The sequence below is a fragment of the Streptomyces sp. NPDC013455 genome, assembly GCF_040632975.1.
Lineage (GTDB): Bacteria > Actinomycetota > Actinomycetes > Streptomycetales > Streptomycetaceae > Streptomyces.
This window is the reverse complement of record NZ_JBEYCX010000004.1, coordinates 218,481-243,071: the sequence shown is the minus strand read 5'-3', so window position 1 is coordinate 243,071 and position 24,591 is coordinate 218,481. Positions and strand designations below refer to the sequence as shown.

General features: G+C 74.6%; 24 protein-coding genes. 12 read left to right on the top strand and 12 right to left on the bottom strand.

From position 1 onward, the window contains the following. Positions 1-26: 26 nt before the first annotated feature. Together ABZ576_RS09520 and ABZ576_RS09515 are read left to right on the top strand one after the other, a co-directional pair. Positions 27-374: a sodium:proton antiporter gene (locus ABZ576_RS09520; protein WP_360738404.1), complete on the top strand. Its 348-nt coding sequence runs from the start codon at positions 27-29 to the stop codon at positions 372-374. After that, positions 374-2,140 (top strand): complex I subunit 5 family protein, encoded by a 1,767-nt coding sequence (locus tag ABZ576_RS09515; protein WP_360737980.1) that lies wholly within the window; start codon positions 374-376, stop codon positions 2,138-2,140. The genes ABZ576_RS09520 and ABZ576_RS09515 overlap by 1 nt, the downstream gene beginning before the upstream one ends. Here the strand turns inward: ABZ576_RS09515 and ABZ576_RS09510 are convergent, their stop codons facing one another. The 3 genes from ABZ576_RS09510 to ABZ576_RS09500 form a co-directional block, all read right to left on the bottom strand. After that, positions 2,141-2,791, bottom strand: coding sequence for a DUF4230 domain-containing protein (locus ABZ576_RS09510; RefSeq protein WP_360737978.1), 651 nt, complete (start codon positions 2,789-2,791; stop codon positions 2,141-2,143). It lies immediately after the preceding gene. 122 nt (positions 2,792-2,913) lie between these two features. After that, positions 2,914-3,294, bottom strand: coding sequence for an anti-sigma factor antagonist (locus ABZ576_RS09505; RefSeq protein WP_360737976.1), 381 nt, complete (start codon positions 3,292-3,294; stop codon positions 2,914-2,916). Between the two features lie 168 nt (positions 3,295-3,462). Then, entirely contained in the window at positions 3,463-4,413 is a 951-nt protein-coding gene (locus tag ABZ576_RS09500; protein ID WP_360737973.1) for an NADP-dependent oxidoreductase, read from the bottom strand. 71 nt (positions 4,414-4,484) lie between these two features. On the opposite strand from ABZ576_RS09500, the gene ABZ576_RS09495 reads away from it, so the two are divergent. Next, the gene (locus ABZ576_RS09495) at positions 4,485-5,453 is read left to right on the top strand and encodes a helix-turn-helix domain-containing protein (RefSeq protein ID WP_360737969.1); all 969 of its coding nucleotides are present in this window, start codon (positions 4,485-4,487) and stop codon (positions 5,451-5,453) included. A gap of 185 nt (positions 5,454-5,638) precedes the next feature. Here ABZ576_RS09495 and ABZ576_RS09490 read toward each other — a convergent pair whose 3' ends face one another. Beyond that, entirely contained in the window at positions 5,639-7,264 is a 1,626-nt protein-coding gene (locus tag ABZ576_RS09490; RefSeq protein WP_360737967.1) for an amidohydrolase, read from the bottom strand. 264 nt (positions 7,265-7,528) lie between these two features. Between ABZ576_RS09490 and ABZ576_RS09485 the strand changes: the two genes are divergently transcribed. Next, positions 7,529-7,993: a pyridoxamine 5'-phosphate oxidase family protein gene (locus ABZ576_RS09485; RefSeq protein ID WP_360737965.1), complete on the top strand. Its 465-nt coding sequence runs from the start codon at positions 7,529-7,531 to the stop codon at positions 7,991-7,993. Between the two features lie 51 nt (positions 7,994-8,044). After that, positions 8,045-8,437, top strand: a complete 393-nt coding sequence (locus ABZ576_RS09480) for a VOC family protein (protein WP_360737963.1) — start codon at positions 8,045-8,047, stop codon at positions 8,435-8,437. A 248-nt stretch (positions 8,438-8,685) separates the two neighbouring features. Here the strand turns inward: ABZ576_RS09480 and ABZ576_RS09475 are convergent, their stop codons facing one another. Both ABZ576_RS09475 and ABZ576_RS09470 read right to left on the bottom strand, forming a co-directional pair. Then, on the bottom strand, positions 8,686-8,988 hold the full coding sequence (locus tag ABZ576_RS09475; RefSeq protein WP_360737961.1) for a DUF4235 domain-containing protein: 303 nt from the start codon (positions 8,986-8,988) through the stop codon (positions 8,686-8,688). Between the two features lie 28 nt (positions 8,989-9,016). Further along, positions 9,017-10,033: a glutathione S-transferase C-terminal domain-containing protein gene (locus ABZ576_RS09470; RefSeq protein ID WP_360737959.1), complete on the bottom strand. Its 1,017-nt coding sequence runs from the start codon at positions 10,031-10,033 to the stop codon at positions 9,017-9,019. A 351-nt stretch (positions 10,034-10,384) separates the two neighbouring features. On the opposite strand from ABZ576_RS09470, the gene ABZ576_RS09465 reads away from it, so the two are divergent. Continuing rightward, positions 10,385-11,380, top strand: a complete 996-nt coding sequence (locus ABZ576_RS09465) for a cation diffusion facilitator family transporter (protein ID WP_360738402.1) — start codon at positions 10,385-10,387, stop codon at positions 11,378-11,380. Positions 11,381-11,521: 141 nt separating this feature from the next. Here ABZ576_RS09465 and ABZ576_RS09460 read toward each other — a convergent pair whose 3' ends face one another. Further along, positions 11,522-11,971, bottom strand: coding sequence for a nitroreductase family deazaflavin-dependent oxidoreductase (locus tag ABZ576_RS09460; RefSeq protein ID WP_360737957.1), 450 nt, complete (start codon positions 11,969-11,971; stop codon positions 11,522-11,524). Between the two features lie 260 nt (positions 11,972-12,231). On the opposite strand from ABZ576_RS09460, the gene ABZ576_RS09455 reads away from it, so the two are divergent. Then, a complete protein-coding gene (locus ABZ576_RS09455) occupies positions 12,232-13,452 on the top strand; it encodes a cytochrome P450 (RefSeq protein WP_360737955.1) in 1,221 nt (406 codons plus the stop codon). 12 nt (positions 13,453-13,464) lie between these two features. Beyond that, complete coding sequence (locus ABZ576_RS09450; RefSeq protein WP_360737952.1) at positions 13,465-13,665, top strand: ferredoxin; 201 nt, start codon at positions 13,465-13,467, stop codon at positions 13,663-13,665. Between the two features lie 127 nt (positions 13,666-13,792). Here ABZ576_RS09450 and ABZ576_RS09445 read toward each other — a convergent pair whose 3' ends face one another. Continuing rightward, positions 13,793-14,644 (bottom strand): endo alpha-1,4 polygalactosaminidase, encoded by an 852-nt coding sequence (locus ABZ576_RS09445; protein WP_360737950.1) that lies wholly within the window; start codon positions 14,642-14,644, stop codon positions 13,793-13,795. A 140-nt stretch (positions 14,645-14,784) separates the two neighbouring features. On the opposite strand from ABZ576_RS09445, the gene ABZ576_RS09440 reads away from it, so the two are divergent. After that, positions 14,785-15,753 (top strand): aldo/keto reductase, encoded by a 969-nt coding sequence (locus ABZ576_RS09440; RefSeq protein ID WP_360737947.1) that lies wholly within the window; start codon positions 14,785-14,787, stop codon positions 15,751-15,753. Positions 15,754-16,017: 264 nt separating this feature from the next. Then, positions 16,018-17,931, top strand: a complete 1,914-nt coding sequence (locus tag ABZ576_RS09435; protein ID WP_360737945.1) for a ricin-type beta-trefoil lectin domain protein — start codon at positions 16,018-16,020, stop codon at positions 17,929-17,931. A 1-nt stretch (position 17,932) separates the two neighbouring features. Here the strand turns inward: ABZ576_RS09435 and ABZ576_RS09430 are convergent, their stop codons facing one another. The 4 genes from ABZ576_RS09430 to ABZ576_RS09415 all read right to left on the bottom strand — a co-directional run bounded on the left by ABZ576_RS09430 (position 17,933) and on the right by ABZ576_RS09415 (position 23,185). Beyond that, positions 17,933-18,448: a universal stress protein gene (locus ABZ576_RS09430; protein ID WP_360737943.1), complete on the bottom strand. Its 516-nt coding sequence runs from the start codon at positions 18,446-18,448 to the stop codon at positions 17,933-17,935. A 29-nt stretch (positions 18,449-18,477) separates the two neighbouring features. Continuing rightward, positions 18,478-19,731, bottom strand: a complete 1,254-nt coding sequence (locus ABZ576_RS09425; RefSeq protein WP_360738399.1) for an SLC13 family permease — start codon at positions 19,729-19,731, stop codon at positions 18,478-18,480. A 127-nt stretch (positions 19,732-19,858) separates the two neighbouring features. Beyond that, complete coding sequence (locus ABZ576_RS09420; RefSeq protein WP_360737941.1) at positions 19,859-20,548, bottom strand: DUF4232 domain-containing protein; 690 nt, start codon at positions 20,546-20,548, stop codon at positions 19,859-19,861. A 255-nt stretch (positions 20,549-20,803) separates the two neighbouring features. Then, positions 20,804-23,185 carry a SpoIIE family protein phosphatase gene (locus tag ABZ576_RS09415; RefSeq protein WP_360737939.1) on the bottom strand — a complete coding sequence of 794 codons (2,382 nt, stop codon included), beginning with the start codon at positions 23,183-23,185 and terminating at the stop codon, positions 20,804-20,806. Between the two features lie 427 nt (positions 23,186-23,612). On the opposite strand from ABZ576_RS09415, the gene ABZ576_RS09410 reads away from it, so the two are divergent. Further along, on the top strand, positions 23,613-23,852 hold the full coding sequence (locus ABZ576_RS09410; protein ID WP_014676647.1) for a hypothetical protein: 240 nt from the start codon (positions 23,613-23,615) through the stop codon (positions 23,850-23,852). 3 nt (positions 23,853-23,855) lie between these two features. Beyond that, a complete protein-coding gene (locus ABZ576_RS09405) occupies positions 23,856-24,233 on the top strand; it encodes a toxin Doc (RefSeq protein WP_360737936.1) in 378 nt (125 codons plus the stop codon). Positions 24,234-24,591 lie beyond the last annotated feature (358 nt).

Genomic DNA, 24,591 nt, shown 5'->3' with positions numbered 1-24,591 from the left:
AGGGGGCGGGGGAGGTGAACACCGCGATGCACGTCCTGCCGTACCTGGTCGCCGCCTACGTGTTCCTGACCGGCTGCTACGGCCTGGCCACCAGCCGGAACCTCATCCACGCCGTCGGCTGCCTCGCGGTCTGCCAGTCCGCGACCTACGTGCTGCTGCTGGCGGTCGGCTACCGCGACGGCGCCACCGCGCCCGTCTTCTCCGACGTCGAACCCGGCTCCCGGCCCGTCGTCGACCCGGTGGTGCAGGCCCTCACCCTCACCGACGTCGTGGTCGGCGCCACCGTCACCGCGCTGCTGCTCGCCCTCGTCCTCCAGATCGCCAAGCGGCACGGCACGGTCGACCCCGACGAACTCCGGGAGCTGCGCGGCTGATGCACCACCTGCTCCCGCTGCTCGTCGCCGTCCCGCTGCTCGGCGCCGCCCTGCTGGTGGCCGCGGGCCGCCGTCTGCCCCGGATCGCCACCGAGGTCACCGGATGCGTGGTCTCCGGTGGTACCGGCGCCCTCGCCGTCGTGCTGCTGCTCCACTCCACGCCGCCGCTGACCGAATGGGTCGGCGGCTGGCTGCCGGCCGGCGGCGAGAGCGTCGGCATCCTGGTCGTCGGGGACGGCCCGGCGCTGGGCTTCGCCGCACTGGCCTCCCTGCTGACCCTGGCGGCGCTGGCCTACTCCTGGCGCTACTTCGCGGCGCCCGCGCACGGCCACACCGGCGCGTTCACCGCGCTGGTGCTGGTCTTCCAGGGCGCCATGTGCGGATTCGCCCTGGCCGGCGACCTGTTCAACGCCTTCGTGTTCTTCGAGCTGATGAGCGTCACGGCCTACGCGCTCACCGGCTACCGCATCGACGACGCCAAGGCGGTGCAGGGCGCCCTGACCTTCGGCGTCGTCACCTCCCTGGGCGCCTACGCCATGCTGATGGGCATCGCCCTGCTGTACGCCCGTACCGGCGAGCTGGCCATGACGGAGATCGGCCGCGGGCTCGACACGGCGGCCGGGCCCGGCGGACCGGACGCCCTCGTCCTCGCCTCCTTCGTGCTGGTCCTCACCGGACTGCTGGTGAAGTCGGCCGCCGTACCCTTCCACTTCTGGCTCCCGGACGCGCACGCCGTCGCCCCGACCCCGGTCTGCATGCTCCTGTCCGGGGCCATGGTGGAACTGGGCGCCTACGGCGTCTGGCGGGTGTACGGCACGGTCTTCTCCGGTCCCGGCGGCATCCCCGCCGCCGACCTGACCCGGGCCCTGGTGACGCTCGGCGCCCTCACGGCCGCGACCGGCGCCGTCATGTGCTGGTACCAGCGGCACATCAAACGGCTCCTCGCCTACTCCACCGTCGCCCACACCGGACTGTTCCTCGTCGGGCTCGGCGTGCTCACCCCCGAGGGCGACGACGGGGTCGCCCTGTACCTCCTCGGGCACGCCGGGGTGAAGGCCGCGCTGTTCGCCTGCGCGGGCGCCCTCCTGGACCGGTTCGGCAGCGTCGACGAGCACGCGCTGCACGGCCGGGCGCGGCGGCTGCGCGCCACCGCGGTCATGTTCGCCGTCGGGGCCCTCGCCCTCGCCGGCCTGCCGCCGTTCGGCACGGCGCTGGGCAAGGCGGTCACCGAGGAGGCCGTCGGCGGCCCGCTGACCGTGGTGTTCGTGGGCGCCTCCGCGATCACCGCCGGAGCCGTGCTGCGGGTCACCGCCCGCGTCTTCCTCGGGCTCGGGCCGCGCCCGCGGGACACCGGGTACGAGACCAGCGGCTCCGACGAGGAACCCGAGACGTCCGGTCTGCTGCGCCGCGTCCCGGACACCATGACGAGCGTGCCCGCCGTGCTGCTCGCCGCCGCCCTCGCCGTCGGGGTGGTCCCCGGCTTCGGCGCCCTGGTGGCCCGCTCCGTCAACGAGGCCGGTTCGGGCGGTGCGCACGCCTCCGTGCACTGGACCGCGCACGGCGCCCTGCTGGGCGTGGTCTCCACCGTACTGGCCGTGGCGCTCGCCGGCCTCGCCGTCACCCGGCCGCGCTGGGCGGCCGCCCCGGACCGGGCCGCGCCCCTGAGGCGCCTGCAGTCCGGGCACGTCGGCGACTACGTGGCCTGGCTGCTGGTGGGCGCGACCGTCCTCGGGGCGCTGGCCCTGCCGGCTGTGCTGGGAGGCTGATCAGGGACCGTACTCGACCTTCACCTCCCGGAATCCGAGGGAGCGCAGCAGGCCCTGGAGCATGTCGGTGGTGTTGCTCTCGGCCTTCGCGGTCAGCCCGCTGCGCCGCGCCGCCTCACCGATGTGCCGGACGGCGAGCCGCTGCACGGCCTGCTCGCTGTTGGGGTTGTCCGAGAAGAGGTCGCCGAACCGGTCCAGCAGCCCGCGCTGCTTGGAGACGGCGTAGGAGTGGTCGGGGTCCAGGGCCGGCTTGCCGAGCCGCGCGTGCGGCAGGCGGATGGTGGCGGACGTCCGGTCGCCGTTGACCCGCACGTCCTTCCCGCCGACCCGGCCCAGGTCGACGTAGGCGTCCACGGTGCCCGCGCCGACGTACAGGGTGCGGGTGCCGCGGATGGTGTCGGGCAGGAACTTCGCGTCCTTGTCCAGGTCCACGACGACCTGGAAGTTGCCCGAGGCCGCGTCGTAACGGCTGATGTCCTGGATGGACTTGAGCAGGACGGGCCCGGAACGGTCGTGGGTCTCGGTGCCGAACAGGTCCTTGATGCCCGGCAGTACGGCCAGCCGGATGCCGGCGAACAGTACGGCGAGCACCACTACGAGTGCCGCCAGGGCCTTGGCCCAGCCCGGCAGGCGTCTGACGGAAGTCGTCATCGCGACGGTCCTCCTTCCTGCCCACCGGGTGCCCCCGGGCGGCCGGAACAGGCCGGTGCGTCAGGGGAGCGGGCCGCACCGCGGACCGGCGGCCGTCCTGCACCGCGGACCGGCGGCCGGCCTCACAGCGGGCCGGACGCGGCCGCGGAGCCGGCCAGTGCCGCGTCCAGGTCCGGGTGCGGGGGCAGCAACCGGGCCAGTCCGGTGACGCGCAGGACGCGCAGGGTCAGCGGGTGGGTGCACACCAGGCCCAGCCGGCCCCCGCGCTCCAGCACCCGGACGCGTGCCCGGTACAGCAGCCGCAGCCCCGAGCAGTCGAAGAACTCCACCGGCCGCAGGTCGATGACCACGCTCGCGCCGGGCCGGCCGGTGACCCGGTCCAGGAGGGGGCCGATCTCGGTCGCCGCGACGATGTCGATCTCACCCCGGAACTCCAGCACCGTGTGCCCCCGGAACGCGTACACGCCCAGCTGCCGGGTGGAGGGTAAGGGCTCGCGTCGCACCTCGGCACCACCTCCCACCCGCGCCCGGACGTCGCTTCCCGATCGTCAAGTTACCCCCGATGGAAGGAATTTGAGCATGTTCGATTGACATATGTCTTCGAGTTGAGAGCACAGTGCGGCGCGGGCCGGTGATCCGGCCCGCGCCGCCCGCCCGGCTCCGGACGGTCGTCAGTCCGCCAGCAGCACCAGCTTGCCGGTCGTCCGGCCGGTGTCGCCCAGCTCGTGCGCCTTCGCGGCGTCGGCCAACGGGAACGTCCCGGCGATCGTCGCCTTCAGCTTCCCGGACTCCGCCAGCTCCGCGACGGTCTGCATCCCGGACCGGTCGGCGTCCACCAGCATGCGCACCGCCCGCACGCCGAGCCGCTCGGCCTCCGCGTAGAACTCCTCGGAGCCCACCGGCAGGATCGACACCACGACACCGCCCGGCCGCAGCACGCGCAGGGAGCGCACGGACGTCTCCCCGCCGAGCGTGTCCAGGACGACGTCGACGTCCCGCACGGCCTCCGTGACGTCGGTGGAGTGGTAGTCGACCGGCTCGTCCACGCCGATCTCCCGCAGGAAGTCGTGCTTGCCGGCGCTCGCCGTTCCGATCACGTACGCCCCGCGCGCCTTGGCGATCTGCACGGCCACATGGCCGACGCCGCCGGCCGCCGCGTGGATCAGCACCCGCTGTCCCGGCCGGACGTCCGCGTGCTCGGTCAGCGCCTGCCAGGCGGTCAGCGACACCAGCGGCAGCGCTCCGGCCTGGACGTGGTCCAAGGCGGCGGGCTTGCGCACCAGGGCGCGCACGGGGGCGATCACGTACTCCGCGTGCGAGCCGTGGCCGTAGGGGTAGGGCAGCATGCCGAAGACCTCGTCGCCGGGCCGGAACGCGGCCGCGCCGATCCCGGTCTCGACGACCTCGCCGGAGACGTCCCAGCCCAGGACGAACGGCGGCTCGCCCAGGAACCCGCCGGTGGCCCGGTGCTTCCAGTCGGTGGGGTTCACCCCGGCGGCCCGCACCCGGACCAGCACCTGGTTGGGCCCCGGCTTCGGCCGCTCGACCCGTACTTCCCTCAGGACCTCGGGACCGCCGAGGACGTCCTGGCTGATGGCTCGCATCGTGTTCACATCGTTCATGGTCCACCAGCCTGCCGGAGTCCGCCCGGCCGGAAAATGGCACGATTGCCAACCTTCGATAGGATCGTGCCATGACCGGCCTCCAGCTGAGCCCCCGCCGCCCCGAACGGGTCGTCGTCCTGGCACTCGACGGTGTCTACCCCTTCGAGCTGGGCATCCCCAGCCGCATCTTCGGCGCGGCCGACGGCCACTACGAGGTCCTCACCTGCTCGGTCGACGGCCTGCCGGTGCGCACCAACGCCGACTTCGGCGTCTCGGTCGCCCACGGCCCCGAGATCCTCGCGACGGCCGACACGGTGGTCGTCGCCTCCATGGCACCCGCCCACATCCCCGCCGGACTGTCCGACGAGCTGTCCGCCGCGCTCGGCCGGATCCGCCCGGACGCCCGGATCGTCTCCATCTGCACGGCCGCGTTCGTCCTGGCCGAGGCCGGACTGCTCGACGGCCGCCGGGCGACCACCCACTGGCAGGTGGCCGACGCGTTCCGCCGCCGCTACCCCCGGGTGGACCTCGACCCGGACGTCCTCTTCGTCGCCGACGGCCGCGTGCTCACCTCCGCCGGAGCGGCTTCCGGTGTCGACATCTGCCTGCACATCGTCCGCACCGACCACGGCAGCGAACTGGCGAACGCCGTCGCCCGCCGCTGTGTCGTACCCCCGTTCCGGGACGGCGGCCAGGCCCAGTACATCGAGCAGCCGGTCCCCGAGAGCGGCGCCGCCGGCACGGCGGCCACCCGGGCCTGGGCCCTGGAGCGCCTCGGCGAGCCGCTCACGCTCGCGGACCTCGCCGGGCACGCGCGGATGAGCCTGCGCACCTTCGCCCGCCGCTTCAACGAGGAGGTCGGCCTCAGTCCCGGCCGCTGGCTGATCCAGCAGCGGGTGGTCCGCGCCCGGCACCTGCTGGAGGCCAGCGACCTGCCGGTGGACCGGATCGCCGCCGAGGTCGGCTTCGCCACCGGCGCCTCCCTGCGCCAGCACCTGCACGCGGCGATCGGCGTCTCCCCCCAGGCCTACCGGCGCACCTTCCAGCAGACCCGCTGAACGTCGTGGCGGCCGGGACGGGAGGGCGGCCGGTAACGGAGACCACCGCCTCCCGCGACCCGGCCGAGCCGCCCGAGAGCCGCACGGCCGGCACGCACCGGGAGATCCGGACGGACCGCCGGGGCAGGAGGGTCCCGGCGAGCCGGCTCGGCGGCTCGCCCGGCGCGGAGCACCGGGCCGGCGGTTCAGCCGGCGGCGTACACCAGCTCACCCCCCACGTAGGTGAGCGCCACCCGGGTGTCCGAGATCGCCTGAGGCGGACCGGCGAACGGGTCACGGTCCAGCACCACCAGGTCGGCGAGCGCGCCGGCCGCGATCCGGCCGGTGTCGTCCAGGTGGTTCACGTACGCCGACCCGGCCGTGTACGCCGTCAGCGCGTCGGCGAGGTCCAGCCGTTCCTCCGGCAGGAACACCGGCCCGGTGCCGCCCGGCTCCACCCGGTTCACCGCGACGTGCACGCCCTGGAGCGGGTCGGGGCTGCTCACCGGCCAGTCACTGCCCGCCGCGAGCCGGGCCCCGGAGCGCAGCAGCGCGCCGAACGGATACTGCCGCGCGGCCCGGTCGGGTCCGAGGAACGGGATCGTCAGCTCGTCCATCTGCGGCTCGTGCGCGGCCCACAGCGGCTGGATGTTCGCAGTGGCACCGAGCCGGGCGAACCGGGGCACGTCGTCCGGGTGCACGACCTGCAGGTGGGCGAGGTGCGGGCGGGTGTCGCCCGGCCCGTTGGCCGCCCGGGCCGCCTCGACCGCGTCCAGCGCGTCCCGTACGGCCCGGTCGCCCAGCGCGTGGAAGTGGCACTGGAAGCCGAGCGCGTCCAGCTCGGTGACGTACGCGGGCAGCCGACGGGGGTCGATGAAGCTCGTGCCGCGGTTGGCCGTCACGCAGCCGCACCGGTCCAGGTACGGTTCGAGCAGCGCGGCCGTGTGGTTCTCGGCGACACCGTCCAGCATCAGCTTCACCGTGCCCGCCCGGAACCGCCCCACGCCCGACGCGGCCCGCTTCTCGACGAGTTCGGGGATCTGCTCGGCCCCGCGCTCCCGGTCCCACCACAGCGCACCCGTGACCCGCGCGGTGAGCGAACCGTCCCGCGCCGCGGTGAGGTACGCCTGGGCCGGGTCGTCCATCCCGAGGAAGTCGCCGACCAGGGCGTCCTGCCAGGCGGTGATGCCGAGGGCGTGCAGGTGCCGCTGGGCGTGCAGCAGCGCCGCCAGCCGCTCGGCGGGGGTGGCGGGCGGGGTGAGCCGGCCGACCAGCTGCATCGCACCCTCCTGCAGCGTGCCGCCCGGCGCACCGGAGGCGTCCCGCTCGATCCGGCCGTCGGCCGGGTCGGGCGTGTCCCGGCCGATCCCGGCCAGCTCCAGCGCCCGGCTGTTGACCCACGCGCCGTGGTGGTCGCGGTTGGGCAGGTACACCGGCCGGTCCGGGACGACCGCGTCCAGCAGCTCCCTGGCCGGCGTTCCGCCCGCGAACGCCTCCATCGACCAGCCGCCGCCGAGGATCCACTCCTGCTCCGGGTGCGCGTCGGCGTACGCCCGTACGGCGGCCACGGTCTCCTCGGCCGTCGCCGTGCCGGTCAGATCGCACCGGGTCATCTCCAGCCCGGCCGGCACCGGATGGACGTGCGCGTCCTGGAAGCCGGGCAGCAGCAGCCGCCCGTCCAGGTCCACCACGTCCGTGCCCGGCCCGGCCAGGTCGCGCAGCTCCTCGCCGCCGACCGCGAGGACACGGCCCGCGGCGACGGCGACGGCGGTCGCGGTACGGCCCCCGGGGGTCAGGACGGGGCCGCCGGTGAACAGCAGATCAGCGCGCATGGTGCCTTTCCTGGTCGGTTCGATCGGCAGTGACCGGACATGAAACGCCCCGGACGCCCGACGGGTCAACGGTGTTGTCATAAGCCCCGGTTCCCCGTGCCGCGGCGCCCGCCCCGCGCACCCCGGCTCCCCCGCGTGCCGGCCCTCTCCGGCCGCCCCGCCCCTTTCCGCGCGCCGCCCGGACACACCCGCGGCGACTCCGTGCGCGGACCGGGCAGGCCCGGCCACACTGAGCGCAGTGATCACCAGAGGAGGCCGTACGACATGACCCCGCCCCCCGCCCGCACCGCGGAGCAGCGCAAGCAGGACACCCTCCACCGGCTGGAGAACGACGTCGACGCGTGGGTCGCCACCGCCGCGCCCGACGGCGGCGCCCCGTACCTGGTACCGCTGTCGTTCGTGTGGGACGGCACCTCGCTGCTGCTCGCCACCCCGGCCGACAGCCCCACCGGCCGCAACCTCGTGGCCACCGGCAGGGCGCGTCTGGGGATCGGGCCCACGCGTGACGTCGTCCTCGTCGAGGGCACCGTCCGGGCGGTGACACCCGAGGACCTGCCCGAGGAGGACGCCGAGGTATTCGCCGGCAAGACCGGCTTCGACCCCCGCCGGCTGGCCACCCGCCACCTGTACTTCATCGTCCTGCCGCAGCGGATCCAGGCCTGGCGCGAGGCGAACGAGCTGAGCGGGCGGGAACTGATGCGCGACGGGCGGTGGCTGCTCGCCGACTGAATCCGGCGGCCCGGGATATCCGCTGCAGGAGGACACATCCCGGGAGGATCCATGGCACTGGTGAAGGCGGGCGTGGTGGTGCTCGACTGCGCCGAACCCGAAAAACTCGCCGAGTTCTACAGGGAGTTGCTGGAAGGGGAGCGAACCCACGCCTCCGCGAACATCGTGGAGGTCCGGGGCGCCGACGGGGTCCGGCTGGCCTGCCGGCGGGACGTCAACGCCACCCCGCCCAGCTGGCCGCGCCCCGAGAACTCCCTCCAGGCCCACCTCGACTTCCTGGTCGAGGACCTGGACGAGGCCGAGCGGCGGGTGGTGGCCCTGGGCGGCCGCCCGCTGGAGACGAAGGACGCGGCGGGACCGTACGAGGAACGCGGCTACGCCGACCCCGCCGGCCATTCCTTCACCCTGCGACTCCTGCCGGCCACGGCCCCGAAGCAGGGCTGACGGCGGGCACGGCACGGAGGGCACGGCACGGAGGGCCGGCATGGAGGGCACCGAAGGAACGGAGGACACCCGGGCCGGCGCCGGCCGTGGTGATCGCGGCTGTCGTCGGCCGTGAAGACCGGAGCTGCCGTGGTGATCGGCACCGGGGTCCGGCCCCGGTGCCGGGAGCATGGGCGCCGGTGGTGGAGCCGGGCCGGTGGGCGTGAGGGGTGCCCGCCCGGCCCGGCTCCTGGAACGGTCCGGCCCGCTCAGTCGCGACCGCCCTTGTCGGTCGCCGGCCACACACCCGTCGACCGGGCGATGACCTTCGCCCCGCCGCGGTCCACGGCGCTGCGGACCACCGCGAAGATCGCGCCCTGCACGGCCGCGGCCAGCAGGATCTCGCCCCAGCCACGGTCCGGGTCCAGGGCGTCGGGTGCGTCCTCCTCGTGCCGGATGGCCATCCATGCCTTGCGGAAGGCCATACCGGCCAGCGCGCCGCCCGCCCAGCTGAGCACGAATCCGACCGGCTGGTAGACGAGAGGGAGCTTCTTCTTCTTGTTCTTGGCCATGTGTGACTACTTCCTCGTCAGGAGGGCCTCATGCAGGCCGTCCTTCGGGGGCCACCCGTTCGCCCGGGGGCACCGGCCCCGGCGGCGTCCCGTCCCCGAAGGGCCGTCCGCCCAGCTCCTCGCGGTGGTGCGGACCCAGCCAGCCCGCGAGATCCGGACCGAGCGGCACGATCCCGGTGGGATTGATGCCGGTGTGCACCTGGTAGTAGTGCCGCTTGATGTGGTCGAAGTCGACCGTGTCACCGAAGCCCGGCGTCTGGAACAGGTCCCGGGCGTACGCCCACAGCACCGGATGCTCCGCGAGCTTCCACCGGTTGCACTTGAAGTGGCCGTGGTAGACGGCGTCGAACCGGACGAGCGTGGTGAACAGCCGGATGTCGGCCTCCGTCAGGGTGTCGCCGACCAGATACCGCTGTCCGGACAGCCGCTCGCCGAGCAGTTCCAGCCGCCGGAACACCCCGGCGCACGCCTCCTCGTACTCCTCCTGGCGGGTGGCGAACCCGGCCCGGTACACACCGTTGTTGACGTCCCGGTAGACCTCGGCCATCACCTCGTCGATCTCCTCCCGGCGCCCGGCCGGGTACAGGTCCGGCGCGCCGGGGCGGTGCAGGGCCGTCCACTCGGTGGCCAGGTCCAGGGTGAGCTGCTGGTAGTCGTTGGTGACCAGGCGTCCGCTGGGGACGTCCACCACGGCCGGCACGCTCACGCCGCCCGGGTGGCCGGGTTCCCGCCGCTCGTACGCCTCGCTCAGGAAGCGGATCCCGAGCACCGGGTCCCGGCCGTCCGGGTCCAGCGTGAAGCGCCAGCTGCGGTCGTCCTGGACCGGGTCCGCGACCGCCATCGACAGCGCGTCCTCCAGGCCCAGCAGCCGGCGCGAGATCACCGCCCGGCTCGCCCAGGGACAGGCCCGGGAGACCGCCAGCCGGTAGCGGCCCGCCTCCACCGGCCAGCCGTCCCGGCCGTCGGCGGTGATCCGGTCGCGGAAGTGGCTACGGGACCGGGTGAACGCCCGGTGGCCGTAGGAACTGTTGCCGTCGCCGCCCATGTCTCCTCCTCGCCGCCGCTTCTCCTGGCCGACGCGTTCCCCGTTTCGGGCGGACCGCACGGTGTGAGCCGTCCGCGCGCGGGCAACCGGCGAGAGATGAGTGGGACATCCTCGGAACGGGAGACGGCCGCACGCACGGCCGAGGGCAGGCAGACACCACAGGGGCGCCTGGCGCGGGACGGAGGGCCGCCCGCACGCGCCAGGGGGCCGGAAGCCTCACCGGCGGGCCCCGCGCCCGACGGCACACCGCCGGCACCCCCCGCGGACCCCCAGGTGTCCCTGGCGGGCGCCACGGCCGAGGGCACACCGCCGGCACCCCCCGCGGAGCCGCGGACGGCACCGGACCGCGCCGTGGACGGCGGGCGCTCCGGTGGCGGGGCCGGCACCCGCGCCGACGCCAAGGCCGACCGGCAGACCAGGGTCACCGTCCTCGTGGCGCTCGTCGCCAACCTGGTGATCGCCGTGGCGAAGGCGGTCGGCGGTGTCCTCGCGGGCTCGCCCGCACTCCTGTCCGAGGCCGCGCACTCGGTCGCCGACAGCCTCAACGAGGTCTTCCTGCTGGCCGCGCTGCGCCGCAGCCGCCGCCCGGCGGACTCCCGGCACCCCTTCGGCTACGGCAAGGAGCGCTTCTTCTGGTCGCTGCTCGCCGCCGTGGGCATCTTCGTCATGGGCGGCTGCTTCTCCTTCTTCCAGGGCTTCGAGGCCCTGCGCGGCGGCGCCGAGGAGAAGTTCAGCGGCTATGTGGCGGGCCTGATCGTGCTGGGCGTGGCCCTGGTCGCCGAGGGCCTGTCGCTGCTGCGCGCCCTGCACCAGGTGCGCCGGCAGGGCGGCGGCCTCGGCGGGCTGCGCGACCCCGCGCTGCGCACGGTGGTCGCCGAGGACGGCACGGCGGTGCTCGGCGTGACCCTCGCGCTGATCGGGATGGCCCTGCACATGGCGACCGGGCAGGTGGTCTGGGAGGCCTCGGCCTCGCTGGCGATCGGCGTGCTGCTCGTCTACGTCGCCTACCGCCTCGGCCGGGACGCCCGTGACCAGCTGATCGGGGAGGCCGTGGACCCGGAGCTGAGCGGCAGGATCCGGGCGGTGCTCGGGGCCCAGCCCGAGATCGACAGCGTGGAGGCGCTGTACACCATGAAGATGGGCCTCGACTCCACCCTGGTCGCGGCCCGCGTCGACCTGGTGCCGGGCCTGGACAGTGAACGGGTGGAGGAGGTCGCCGTACGCATCAAGCGGTCCATCGCCCGGATGTTCCCCGACACCGACCAGGTCTTCCTCGACGTCACCGACCGGCGGGCCGGCGAGGCACAAAAGGGCCCCGCCGCGACGGGGGAACGCGGCGGGGCCTGACGCACGAGTGCCCGCCCCGAAGACGGTTCACACGCCCTCGAAACAGATTTTTCTGAAAAGCGACCGGTTCCCGGCCTGAATCAGCTCCCGCCGGACCCGCTTCCCCGCGGGTCCGGCCCCCGCCGGGTCGATCCCACAGGATCAGCTCCCGTCCAGCGGCTCCAGCACGAAGACCGGGATCTCCCGGGTGGTCTTGCGCTGGTAGTCGGCGTACGGCGGGTACGCGGCCACCGCCCGCTCCCACCACTCGGCCTTCTCCGCCCCGGTGACCTCACGGGCCCGCATCTCCCGCTTCACCGGGCCGTCCTGGAGCTCGACCCGCGGTTCGGACTTCACGTTGAAGTACCAGACCGGGTGCTTGGGCGCACCGCCGACGGAGGCCACCGCCGCGTACCGCCCCTCGTGCTCCACACGCATCAACGGCGTCTTGCGGATCTTCCCGCTCTTCGCGCCCAGGGTGGTCAGCACGATCACCGGCAGGCCGGTGTCGCGCAGCGTCGTCCCCTCGGTCCCGCCGGAGCTCTCGTACAGCTCGACCTGCTCGCGCACCCACTGCGTCGGGCTGGGCTCGTACTCACCCTCCAGAGGCATGTTCTCTCCGTCCCCTTCGTCGGTCCGACTGCTCTCCGTCACCTGTGGAACACCGGTGGCCGTCTCCTTCATCCCTACCGCGCGCGGCCCCTGCCGACGCGGTGACGGCCGGCGGCCGGTTCCCGCCCCTCCGACCCGAGATGCCTCGGCCACATCACGAGATGACACTGAAGTGGCCGAACTTGACGTCGACCCATAGGTGCCTGGGGCATCTAATGAAGATCGGCACCACGCACTTCCTTCGTCTGCGAGGTCTTTCCATGACGGAACTGACGGACGTCACCGGCCCGGCCGTCCCCGTGGCCTTCCCCCAGGACCGCACCTGCCCCTACCACCCGCCCACCGGATACGAGCCGCTGCGCGACGGGCGCCCCCTGTCCCGGGTCACCCTCTTCGACGGCCGCGAGGTCTGGACGGTCACCGCCCAGGCCGCGGCCCGCGCCCTGCTCGCCGACCCCCGTCTGTCCACCGACCGCCGCCGTCCCGGCTTCCCCATGCCCACCGCCCGTTTCGCCGCCACCCGGCGGCGGTCGGTGGCGCTGCTCGGGGTGGACGACCCCGAACACCAGCGGCAGCGGCGGATGCTGATCCCGCCGTTCACGGTCAAACGCGCGGCCGGGCTGCGCCCCTGGATCCAGCGCGTCGTGGACGGGCTGCTCGACGCGATGATCGAGCGGGGTTCGCCCGCCGAGCTGGTCTCCGCCTTCGCGCTGCCCGTGCCGTCGACCGTGATCTGCGGCCTGCTCGGCGTGCCGTACGCCGACCACGAGTTCTTCGAGGAGCAGTCCCGCAGGCTGCTGCGCGGCCCGACGGCCGACGACACCGAGGACGCCCGCGACCGGCTGGAGGAGTACCTCGGCGGGCTGATCGACGCCAAGGCCGAGCAGGCCGAGCCCGGCGACGGCATCCTCGACGACCTCGTCCGCCAGCGGCTCGGCGAGGGCGAGCTGGACCGCGCCGACCTCGTGTCGCTCGCCATCATCCTGCTGGTCGCCGGCCACGAGACGACCGCCAACATGATCTCCCTCGGCACCTACACCCTGCTCCAGCACCCCGAGCGGCTGGCCGAGCTGCGCGCCGACCCGACGCTGCTCCCCGCCGTCGTCGAGGAGCTGATGCGGATGCTGTCCATCGCCGACGGGCTGCTGCGGGTGGCGCTGGAGGACATCGAGATCGACGGCACCACGATCCGGGCCGGGGACGGCGTGCTCTTCGCGACCTCGCTGATCAACCGTGACACCGCGGTGTACGACGACCCCGACGCGCTCGACTTCCACCGGCCCGACCGCCACCACCTCGGGTTCGGCTTCGGCATCCACCAGTGCCTGGGCCAGAACCTGGCCCGCGCGGAACTGGAGATCGCGCTCGGCAGCCTGTTCACTCGGCTGCCCGGACTGCGGCTGGCCGCTCCGCCGGAGGACATTCCGTTCAAACCCGGCGACACGATCCAGGGGATGCTGGAACTCCCCGTGGCCTGGTAAGAGGCTTCGCTCATGCACATCGACATCGACAAGGACGTCTGCATCGGCGCCGGGCAGTGCGCCCTGGCCGCGCCGGGCGTCTTCACCCAGGACGACGACGGCTACAGCACCCTCCTGCCCGGCCGTGAGGACGGCGCGGGCGATCCGATGGTCCGGGCGGCGGCCCACGCCTGCCCGGTCAGCGCGATCACCGTGCGGGACAGCGCCGGCTGATCGACCGCGCACACCCGTTCCGCCGGCCCGCCCGGCCGGCGGAACGGATGCGCGGAACACCCCTCACGGGGAACACCCCTCACGGGGAACACCCCTCACGGGGAACACCCCTCACGAGCGGCACCCCTCAGCGCACCTTGCGCACGTACGCGGCGGTGCCCGGGGTGGAGACGTCCCGGTCCCGGCGCACGACGCTCAGCCGGTCGCCCCAGCGGGCGCGGGCCGCGCGCAGCCCGCCGTCGGTGTACTCGACGTCCACCACCCGGTCGTCGAACGCCTTCGCGTAGACCTCGCACTCGTCGTACTGGCCGCACTCCTCCGCCACCGCGAAGTCCAGCCCGGCCCGCCCCCGCCGCCCGGCCAGTTCCGCGGTGTTCTTCTGCGCGATGGCCAGCTGACGGGAGTGCGCGTGCCGGGAGAGCAGGGTCATGAAGGCGATCGCGTCGGCCGCGCCGAGCAGCCGGTGCGAGCGGGTGTAACTGTCGTAGTTGTCGGGCTCCACCGCGTCGAAGCCCTTGTCCGCGCAGCCGTCGATCCACCGGTTGACCCGCCGTGCCACCCGCTCCCGCTTGGCCGGGGTGCGGATGTCGAGCAGCGGCTCGTTCCAGTCCTCGTCGATGACGACCCTGCCGTGCGCGTCGCGCAGCAGCAGGTCGGCAGGCCAGGAGGAGCGTTCGGCGGGCTGGGCCTGGAAGGCGTTGACGTAGCAGATGTTGTACAGGCCCCGGGCGGGGGAGTCGGACCGGTCGCGGCTGACGATCCGCACGCCGACGGGCGGGGGATAGGCACCGCCGATCTGGTAGTCGAACCCGGCGCCCCGCGGGGGCAGTCGCACCGCGGCGGGCTTCGCGGAACCGCCCCGCCCGTCGTCGCCGGAGGAACAGCCGGCCAGCGCCGTCACCGCGACGAGCAGCGCTGCCGACAAGGCGCCCAGGGCCGAACGCGGCCTCCCGGCGCGGTGAACACCCGTGGGGGGCAAGTCCGCTCCATCCTGCCCACGCCGGGCGGCGCGGCACGTTCCGAGATCAAAGCGCCCGCACGCGAGAGCCGTCAAGTCCGCCCCCGGCCACGTCGTAGGCTCGGCGCCGACCATCGTCGGCGAAGGCAGGAGCAGCAACGATGCAGTACGTGAAGCTCGGTTCGACGGGCCTGGACGTTTCGAGGATCTGTCTGGGCTGCATGACCTACGGGCTGCCGGACCGCGGCACGCACGCGTGGACGCTCGACGAGGAGGCGTCCCGTCCGCTGATCCGGCAGGCGCTGGAGGCGGGCGTCAACTTCTTCGACACCGCCAACGTCTACTCCGACGGCACCAGCGAGGAGATCGTCGGCAAGGCCCTGCGGGACTTCGCCGACCGTGACGAGATCGTGCTGGCGACGAAGGTGAACGGCCGGATGCGGCCGGGGCCGAACGGCGCCGGCCTGTCCCGCAAGGCCATCATGACCGAGATCGACCACAGCCTGCGCCGCCTCGGCACCGACTACGTCGACCTCTACCAGATCCACCGCTACGACCACGCCACACCGGTCGAGGAGACGATGGAGGCGCTGCACGATCTGGTCAAGGCGGGCAAGGTCCGTTACATCGGGGCCAGTTCGATGTACGCGTGGGAGTTCTCCAAGGCGCAGTACACCGCCGAGCGGCACGGCTGGACGAAGTTCGTGTCCATGCAGAACCACTACAACCTGCTCTACCGCGAGGAGGAGCGGGAGATGCTGCCCCTCTGCGCGGACCAGGGCGTCGCCGTGCTGCCGTGGAGCCCGCTCGCCCGGGGCCGGCTCGCCCGCGACTGGGGCACGGCCACCGAGCGCAGCGCCGCCGACGACTTCGGCAGCCGGCTGTACCTGGAGAGCGACGGCGCGATCGTCGCCGCCGTCGGCCGGATCGCGGCCCGGCGGGGCGTGCCCCGCGCCCAGGTGGCCCTCGCCTGGCTGCTGCACCGGGACACGGTGGCCGCCCCCATCGTCGGCGCGGCCAGGCCGCAGCACATCGAGGACGCCGTGGCCGCCGTCGGGCTCCGGCTGACCGCCGAGGAGATCGAGGAGCTGGAGCAGCCCTACACCCCGCGCGCGGTCAGCGGTCACTGACCGGCCGGCGGTCCCGTGCGGCGCGGTCCCGCGCGCCGCACGGGACCGCGTACCGCGGTGCCGCGGAAAAGCCGACAGCTTTTGACTGTTCGTCAATAAGGGAAAAATGGCCGACGGTAATACGGAGAATCCGAAGATCCCTTGTTCGCGTGTGCGCGGTTGTGTAAAAGTGTGCCGCCTCGGGTGGGCCGTTCTCGCTGCCCTGCCCCCTCGCCATATCTTTTGGTATGGACTTTTTCCAGGTAATGCGTTCGGAGGAATACCGTGAGCCAGGCGGGCCCGTCGGACGAAAGACTGAGCGCCGAACTGAGGAATTGGACGGGACCGTCACCCGCCTTCCACCCCGTCGGTGAACTCCTCGACCGGCACTGGGCGGCAGCCCTCGCCTACGCCCGGCTGTGCGCCGACGGCCCGCGCGCCGCGGGCATGCTCACCACCGCCGCCTTCACCCGCCTCTTCGGCGCCTCGCTCCGGCAGACCGGCCCGAGTGCCGCCTGGCGGCCCGAGGTGCTGGTCACCGTCCGCCGGATCGCGGCCGAGTGGGACACCGACGGCCGGCGGGAACTCCTGCACCCCGCCCTGCGCGCGGACGACGGCAGCGGTGAGCGCGCCGCGGCCCGGCTGCTGCCGCCGCCCGGCCGGCGGCTGCTGTCCCGCGCGTTCCAGCGGGTGCCCGAAACCTCCCGCGCCGTGCTGTGGCACACCGTGGTCGAGGCGGAACCCCCCGGCGTTCCCGCCGCGTTGCTGGGTCTGGACGAGGACGGCGTCCGCGTGGAACTGAGCCGCGCCCGTGAGCGGCTCCGCGAGGAGTGCCTCCAGGTCCACCGGGAACTGGCCCCCGAGGCCGAGTGCCGGCGCTACCTGCGCATGCTCGACGTCACCTTCCGGCGCGGCGGCAGCGGCATGGACCCGGACCTGGGGCAGCACCTGGCCGGCTGCGCCCACTGCGGCCGCACCGCCGGCCAACTCGCCCTCTTCGACGACGACCTGGGCCTCGCCCTCGCCGAGGCGGTCCTCGGCTGGGGCGCCCGTGACTACGTCGAGTCCCGGGCGGAGCGCGCCGAGGAGCCCCCCGCACCGGCTCCCGCCACCGTGGCGCCCCTCCCCGGAGAACCGTTCGAGCCCACCGTGCCCACCGCCGCCGGGACAGCCGGCCCGGCAGAACCCGCCGACCGCGGTGCGGGCTCCGCCCGCGACCGGTCCCGCCGCGGCGGGACCGCCCCACGCGGCCGGTCCGCCGCCCGCGGCGCGGCCGGCCCGCGCACCCGGCCGGCCGGCTCCCCGCCTCCCGCCGCCCCCGGCCGCGCCGCCCACCGCGCCGCCCGGCGTGCCCGGCGCCGCAACCTCGCCCTGGCCGTGGCCACCGTCAGCGGTCTGGTCGTCCTGCCGCTGGTGCTGTGGTCGGCGCTCGGCCCCGGCGAGGCCCCGCCCACCGGTGCCGCCGGCCCGTCCTCCCGGACACCGGGCGGGGACACACCCTCCCCGGGCGCCTCCTGGGCGGCCGGGGCGGACACCGCCGGGCACGGCACCCTGCGCGGCGGACTGCGCAACCTCGCCTCCGGCCTGTGCGTCGGCGTCGTCGGCGAGAAGGCCGTCGAGGGTGCCGAGACGGAACTCGCCGACTGCTCCGCCGCCCCCGCCCGGCAGTGGACGTACGAGAGCGACGGGCTGCTGCGCAACGCGGCCGACCCCGGTCTGTGCCTGGACTCCCGCCTCGGCTACTCCGTGCGCCTCGCGCCCTGCGCGGCCACCGGGCAGGCCGCCCCCACCCTCCGCTACGACTTCACCCCCCAGGGCGTCCTCGTGCCCCGCGCGGACCGGCGGCTGGCCCTCACCCCCGCCGCCACCGACGGCTCCGGCGCCCTGGTGCTCAAGAACCGCGCCGCGGGGACCGCCCAGCGCTGGGCCGTCGACACCGCCCAGCCGGATCTGCGGATCGAGAACGTGGGCTGGGACGGCCACGGCGCCCCGGTCCCGACGGCCGCCGCGTCCCCCGGCGGCTCCCCGCGGGCCACCACGGAGCCGTCCGGGCCCACGACGCCGGAGCCCACCACGGCCACGGCCGGGTCCGCACCGGCGCCCCCGCCGACCGCCACCGCCGACCCGTGCACGGCGTACCCGGAGTACTGCGACCGGGGCGGCGGCAGAGCACGCGGCGGCGGGCGCCACCGCCGCTGAGTCAGGGGCGGTGCGGCGGCGGGGGCGGGATCGTCGCCAGCCCCGGCGCCGGTTCCGGCCACACCAGCAGCACCGGGCAGGGCGCGTGGTCGACGGCGAACCGGACGGCCGGGCCGAGACTCTTCGGGCCGAGCCGGGACCGGTCCCCGTCCCGGGCCAGCACCAGCAGACCGGCCCCCTCGGCGGCGGCCACCACCTCCCGCTCGACCCGGCCCGACCGCTCCTCGCGGGCGCAGGGGCGGCCCAGCCGCTCGGCCGCGGTGTCCAGCAGCGCGGCCGCGGACGTGCCGCCCAGCGCCTCCACCCGGTCACCCGGATCGCTGCCCCAGCCCTCGTCCCGGTGCCCGCGCGGATGGGCGCGGCCGAACAGCCCCGCGAAGGCGCCGTGCGCCACCCCGGGCACATCGGCGCCGCTCACATGCAGGAGCACCACCTCGGCGTCGTCCGGCGCGTGGGCGCGCACCGCGTCCACGCAGGCCGGCCAGGTGCCCTCCACGAGCCAGGCGATCACTCGCATCCCTCGGCCTCCTCCGGCTCACGCGCGCGTCACAGGATCCGCAGCGAACCCCACAGTGCCACCACCGCGACCGCGAGGGAGGACGGCACGGCGAGCAGTCCGAGCCGGGTGAACTCGCCGAGGTCCACGTCGTGCTCGTGCTGGTGCACGATCCGCCGCCACAGCAGCGTGGCCAGCGATCCGGCGTAGGTGAGGTTCGGGCCGATGTTCACGCCCAGCAGCACGGCGAGCACCGCCCCCGGCCCGGCGGGCGCCGCCAGCGGCAGCAGGACCAGCACCGCGGGCAGGTTGTTGATCAGGTTGGCCAGCAGCGCGGCCAGCGCCGCGAGGCCGAGCAGCGCGGGCAGCCCGGTGCCGTCCGGCACCACGTGGCCGAGCACGTCCGCGAGGCCGTTGTCGACCACCGCCCGCACCACGACACCCAGCGCCAGGACGAACGCGAGGAAGCCCGGCGCCGCCGCCCGCACCACGGTCAGCGGGCTCGCCCGCCGCAGCAGCAGCGCCCGCCCGGCCAGCACCAGCGCGCCGGCCGCGGCCACCCACGCGGGGTCCACACCGAACGCCGACGCCACCACGAACCCGGCCAGCGTGCCCCCGACGGTCACCAGCGCGAACAGCGGCAACCGGGGCGCGGCGCCGGCGTCCCGGCCCGTCGGGGCGGCCGCGGTCAGGTCCCGGGCGAAGAAACGCCGGAACACCAGGTACTCCACGCCGATCGCGGCCAGCCACGGCAGCGCCATCAGCGCCGCGAACCGGGTGAAGCTCAGCCCGCTGGCCGCGAACGCCAGCAGGTTCGTCAGATTGGACACCGGCAGCAGCAGCGACGCCGTGTTCGACAGGTGCGTGCAGGCGTACACGTGCGGTTTGGGCCGTACGCCGGTCCGCGCGGCCGTGGCGAAGACCACCGGGGTGAGCAGGACGACCGTCGCGTCGAGGCTGAGCACGGCGGTGATGGCCGACGCCAGCGCGAACACGGCCGTCAGCAGCCGCACCGGCCGGCCCGCCGCCCACCGCGCCGTCCAGGCCCCGCACGCCCGGAACAGTCCCTCGGCATCGCAGAAATGGGCGAGCACCAGGACGGCGGCCAGGAAGCCGACCACCGGGCCGAGCCGTTCGGCCTCGGCCCGGGCGTGTTCGAGCGGGATCGCGCCGGCCGCGACCGCGATGCCGGCGGCGGGCACGGCCATGACCGCCTCCGGCCACCCGAAGGGCCGTACGACGGCCCAGGCCAGCACGGCGACCAGCAGAGCGGCGGACAGTGCCTCGGCGAGCGGGGTGTTCAGGGCGGGGTCCTTCCACGGAGATCACAGGGGGCCCGCCCATGAAAACAGACGCCGCGTCGTACGCCGCGACGCAGGCTGCCCGCCGTGCCGGGGAACCCCGCCGAGCCGCCCGCACCACGGGATCCGGTCAGGGGCCGGTGCCCGGGTCGAGCACGGTCAGGCGGACGGAGGAGGCGTTACCGGAGACGGGTACCGGTCCGCCCGTCCAGGCCGCCTTCAGCGGGTCGCGCTCGTCCGGCGGAGTGACCAGCAGCGCGGCCGGCGTGGCCGACTTCGCCCCGCTGACCTGCGGGTTGGAGAAGGTCAGCCCGGCCCAGGCGCTCTGCCCGGGGCGCAGGGTGACCGTCGCCGGGGAGTCCGGTTCCCGCAGGGGGTCGGCGCCGATCCGGCTGCCGGAGGCCGTCACGAAGGCCGCCCCCGGGTAGCCACGCACGGTGCAGGTCCGGGCGGACGTGTTGGTGAGCACCACGGGGAAGTTCTCCTGCCCGGCACCCGGGTCGTTGCGGCCCACGGAGGCACGCAGTTCCGCAGTGTGGCAGCGGGAACCCGCGGCGGCGGTGCCGGTGGACGTGGTCGCCCCGCCGCCCGCGGAGCCGGTCGCCCCCGGGGCCGAGGACGCGGCGGTGCGGGCGGGGGCCGAACTCGTGGCGGCCTCGCCCGCGGTGCCGTCCTGTGCGGGCGCGGCCGTGCCGGAGACCGTGGCGGACGGGCGCGCCTGCGCGTCGGGGCCGTTGCCGCAGGCGGTCAGGAGGCCCAGCACGGCGACCGTGCCCACGAGCAGGGTCCGGCGCCGCGATGACCGGGGGGTGTACACCATGTCGCTCCACACTCCTGGGGGTGTCAGGGCACGCGAGCGGGACGCGTGCCCACGGCGCCGGGTGCGCCGTCGTCACCGCCCGATGCGCGGGTCGCCGGGTAAGTTCGGGACACGGGGAATCGTGTTCCCCGTCCTGACCCGGGACAGGCCCATTCGCGCCGTCGGGCAGGCTCTTTCCGGCCATTCGGCACATCGCGTCCCGGCGCGCAGGAGGCCCGCGGGCGGGTACGGCCCCGGCCGGCGGCGTCCAGAGCGCTACACGTCCTCCTCGAACAGCGGCAGCTCCGCCCAGATCGTCTTGCCCTCCGGGGTGTGCCGGGTGCCCCAGCGCTGGGTGAGCTGGGCGACCAGCAGCAGACCCCGGCCGCCCTCGTCGAAGCTCTTGGCCCGGCGCAGGTGCGGGGCCGTGTGACTGCTGTCGGAGACCTCGCAGATCAGCGTGTTCGCGTCGTGGATCAGCCGGAGCCGGATCGGGTGCGCGCCGTATCGGATGGCGTTGGTGACCAGCTCGCTGACCACCAGCTCCGCCGTGAACGTGGCCTCGCTCAGGCCCCAGGTGTCCAGCTGCTCCACGACCTGCTTGCGGACCGGCGCGACCAGCGCGGGGTCGGCGGGGATGTCCCAGGTCGCCACCTGGGAGGCGGGCAGGCCCTGGGTGCGGGCGAGGAGCAGCGCCACGTCGTCGGAGGCGCTCCCGGACGGCAGCAGGGCGTGCAGGATGCGGTCGCAGGTCTCGTCCAGCAGCTCCGTGCCCCGGCCGAGCACCTGGAACAGCAGCTCCCGGCCGGCGTCCCCGTCCCGGCCCCGGGAGCGCACCAGCCCGTCCGTGTAGAGGGCGAGGACGGTGCCCTCGGGCAGATCGACCTCGACGGACTCGAACGGCAGCCCGCCGAGGCCCAGCGGGGGACCGGCCGGCAGGTCGAGCGGGTACGGCCGGCCGCCCGGGCGCAGCAGCACCGGCGGCGGATGCCCGGCGCGCGCGAGCGTGCAGCGCCGGGACACCGGGTCGTAGACGGCGTACAGGCAGGTCGCGCCGACCTCGCCCGGGCTGCCGTCGCCGCCGGACTCCTCCGACAGGCGCAGCACCAGGTCGTCCAGGTGCGTGAGCAGTTCGTCCGGGGCCAGGTCGATGTCGGCGAGGGTGCGGACGGCGGTGCGCAGCCGGCCCATGGTGGCCGAGGCCTGGATGCCGTGTCCGACGACGTCCCCGACGACCATCGCCACCCGCATCCCGGACAGCGGGATCACGTCGAACCAGTCGCCGCCCACACCGGCCCGCGCGGCCGGCAGATAGCGGGAGGACGCCTCCAGCGCGGCCGTGCGCGGCAGCGAGCGGGGCAGCAGACTGCGCTGGAGCGCGAGTGCCGTCTCCCGCTCGCGTGAGTAGCGGCGGGCGTTGTCGATGCAGACGGCGGCCCGCGCGGTGATCTCCTCGGCGAGCAGCACGTCGTCCGCGGTGAACGCCTCCGGGCGCCGGTGCCGGGCGAGCACCGCGACGCCCAGGGTCAGCCCGCGCGCCTGGATCGGCACCGACATCGAGGAGTGGAGGCCGAAGGCGCGCACCGTCTCGCCGTGCCGGCCGTGCCGGCGCAGCCACCGGTCCATCTCGCCGGAGGCCACCGACGTGATGACCGTCCGGCCGGCGGTCAGCGCGTCGGCCTGCGGGGAGAAGTCCGGATACTCCTCCGTCCGCCCGGTCTCGACCACGGCCTCCGGTACGCCCGCGAGCACCGACCGGTGGGCGGTGCGGCGCAGCTGCACCGGCGCGGTGACGCGGGCCGGCGGCTCGCCGCCGTGTTCCTCCGGGTCCAGCAGGTCGATGCTGACGAAGTCGGCGAGCGCGGGCACGCACACGTCCGCGAGCTCCTGCGCGGTGCGGGTGACGTCCAGGGTGGTCCCGATGCGCACGCTCGCCTCGTTGACCAGCTGGAGCCGCTGCCTGGCCCGGTGGTTGTCGGAGACGTCGTGCGCGGCCAGGCACACACCCCGCACCCGGCCGGCCCCGTCCCGGACCGGCGCCATGCGGGCGAGCCAGGCGTGCGACCGGCCCTCGTCGCCGGCGCACATCAGGGTCTGCAGGTCCCGCGGCCTGCCCGAGGTCAGCACCCGGAGCATGCTCTGCTCCAGCTCCTCGCTCTGCGGCCGGCCACCGATCTCCGCGAGCCTGAGCCCCCGTACCCGCTCCTCGGGGAGCCCGATGACGGCGGCCATCGCCTCGTTCATCCGGCGCAGCCGCAGCCGGTCGTCGTAGACGGCGACCGGGCACGGCGACTGGATCAGGCCGGCCTCCGTGAGCGGGTCGGGCGCGGCGGGCGGCTCCCCGCCGGTCAGCGGGGTGACCACCAGCCAGTCCCCGGGGTCCTCGCCGCACGGCGGGCGGCGGTGGGCGAGCAGCCACACGGTGACGGTACGGCCGTCCCGGTGGCGCAGCGGGAGCGTGCCCTGCCAGCGCCGGCCCGTCGGTGCGGGCGGGGCGGCGGCACCCGCCAGCAGGTCGGCGGCGGGACGGCCCAGAACGGCGTCCGCCGGGTGGCCGAGCAGGCGGCGCGCGCCCTCGTTCCACTCCACCAGCGTTCCGTCCGCGCCGACGACGGCCCGGGCCGTCGCCGCGTCGTCGAACGGATAGACCCGGCTCATCGTCGCCGCTCCCAAGCGCACACTCACAGTGAACAGGTGGCACTACTCGTGTTCCAGCGTAGTGCTTCGCGCCCTCCCGTGAAGGCAACCGGTGGCCGCCCGCCGACCGGCCGGACCCGGCCCGGCGGCCGGTCGGGGAGCGTTCCGGCCGGGGTGTGACCGAGGTTGGCGGCAACGCTTCCGGACCACGAATGATCCTGTTCGCCGCGGTGCCGGAACCGGTCCGGGACTGATCGGCCGCGGCCGCACCGCGTGCCGTGCCGTCCCGTGCCGTCGGGTTTGCCGCGCCGCGCTGCATCTGGCGGCGCAGAGCGCCGCGCCACCGGTCGGCTCCGGATACCGGTCCCGGACCCGTCCGGTACCGCAGCAATCCTGCCCTGACCTCCGGTTATTTACGCGTGAGTACCCGAGAGGTACCGTGTGGGACATGCCAGCTCTCAACGTGGAGTTCAGCGAACGGGAACTTGAGGACCTGCGGCAGATCGCCAAGGAACGCGGTACGTCGATGAAGGCCCTCGTGCGCGAGGCCGCCGCCGCCGACATCGCCCGCCACCGGGCCCTCCAGGAGGGCGCCGAGGCCTTCCGCCGCTTCTTCGCCGGCCACGCCGAGGAGTTCGCCGCGGCCTTCCCGGACGACGAGCGTCCCGCCAGGGGCGAGGCCGCCTGACCGATGCCCTCCGTCATCCACATCGACGTCCCCTGGCTGCTCCAGCGGCACGAGGAGGTGCTGCCCGACCAGCCCGCCGTGGACGACTTCTCCGCGCTGGTCGCCGCCGTCGCCCGGCACCGGGTGGACCCGCCCCGGCTCGGCGTGGACTCCGACGCGGCCTGGCGGGCCGCCGCGCTGCTGCACACCCTCGCCGTGCTCAAGCCGCTGCCCGCGGCCAACGCCCGCTTCGCCTGCGCGACCGCCGTGGCCTACATGTACGTCAGCGGCGTCGGCATCGACCCGCCCTACGGCGCCCTCGTCGACCTGGCCCGCGCCCTGATCTCCGGCAAGACCGACGTGTACGGCGCCGCCGACCGGCTGCGCTCCTGGCAGATCTGATCCGCCGGGCCGGGCGGGCGGTCCCGCCCCGGCCGCGGGGGAAGCCGCCGGGGACGCCGGCCGGGGCGGGGCCTGTCGAGGAGGACCGGCCCCCAGTCCACCACCGGGCCGTGCGCCGCGGGAGCGTGCGCGGGCGGCCGGTGTGTGCGCACGCTTCACACGGGGCGCACGCGTATCGGCCCGCCCTACCCCAAGTCCCTTGCCGCGCACGGAGTTTGACTTCCTTTCGAACAACGGCCGAAGTCCTGCGTGCGCCTTGTTGCCCGTGTGGAAGGTGTGCAAGGGTTCGGAGCGCGGTGCGATTCCGCTCCTCGCGCTCGCGGGAGCGGCAGTCACGCGCCGACGCACCACGCGCCTA